The organism is Mesorhizobium sp. M7A.F.Ca.CA.003.01.2.1 (assembly GCF_003998945.1).
Lineage (GTDB): Bacteria > Pseudomonadota > Alphaproteobacteria > Rhizobiales > Rhizobiaceae > Mesorhizobium > Mesorhizobium ciceri.
Map to the genome: position 1 here is coordinate 1 of NZ_RZRA01001396.1, position 945 is coordinate 945.

General features: G+C 67.3%; 1 protein-coding gene and 1 pseudogene. Both read right to left on the minus strand.

Translation table 11 applies throughout. From position 1 onward, the window contains the following. Positions 1-238 (minus strand): annotated as a pseudogene (locus EN969_RS32945) (glycosyltransferase); the annotation flags it as partial. Beyond that, positions 235-945: glycosyltransferase family 4 protein (locus tag EN969_RS32950; RefSeq protein WP_127419834.1), on the minus strand; the 711-nt coding region annotated here is incomplete at its 5' end. The gene EN969_RS32950 and the pseudogene EN969_RS32945, both read right to left, overlap by 4 nt.

Consider the following 945-nt stretch of genomic DNA (forward strand, 5'->3'; position numbering starts at 1 on the left):
GCCGCTGACCGTCGGGCAGGATGAGGAAATCATCGAGTGCTTCGGCGAACACCGGGTCGGTATAGGCGATGTTGGCATTGTGGGCGTTGAGGAAACTGACCTTGGTGAAGCGCCGCTCGGCAATCAGCCGGTTCAGCAGGGCGATGGCATCGTTCCAGCGGACCGCAACCACCGGGATGCCAAGAATCGTCTTCAGCGTGTCGAGCCCGAACGCGGCGCGGGCGGAATGCATGTTCATGCAAACGCCTCCTGCCTGAGAGGGGCGAGCTTTTCGAGGCCGAGCCGGATGGCAGCGTCGAGCGCCTTGACCTGCGAGCCCCGGAACGCGCTGCCGTCAACGTCGCGGATGTCGGCCGCCGCAGCCTCGAGCGCCCTGGCGAAGGCAACGGGATCGTCGGTGACGACGCAATTGGAAGGACGGTGGTCGATGCCGCGCAGCGAACGGCTGGTGGCGACCGAAGGCAGGCCGAGCTCGAAGGTTTCGATGGTCTTCAACTGGACGCCGCTGCCGGCGGTGCTGATCAGCGGGATGACGGCACCACCGCGCACGAAAGCTTGCGCGTCGGGCACGCGGCCGACAAATTCGACACCCGGGTGCTTCGACGCGACGCCCGAAGGCATGTGGCCCGCAATGCGGATGCGGAAATCGGGCCGCAGATGCGGCACGACCTTGCCCAGGAACCAGTCGAGGCCGATGCGGTTCGGCTGCCAGGTCCAGGTGCCGATCAGGGCGGCGTCGCAATCGGTGCGGCGCGGGCTTTTCAGGGTTGGCGCCTGGGCACCGGTCACCAGCGGCAGCACCGCCGAGCGGTTGTCGGAGGCGACACCGAGTGCGGCGCGGTCTTCCTCGGCCAGGGTGAAGACGAAGCGCGCCCGGCGGCAGAGACGCTCTTCGACGGTCTTGAGCAGCCTCGCCTCGCGGCGAAACAGCAGGCGCTGGAAGAG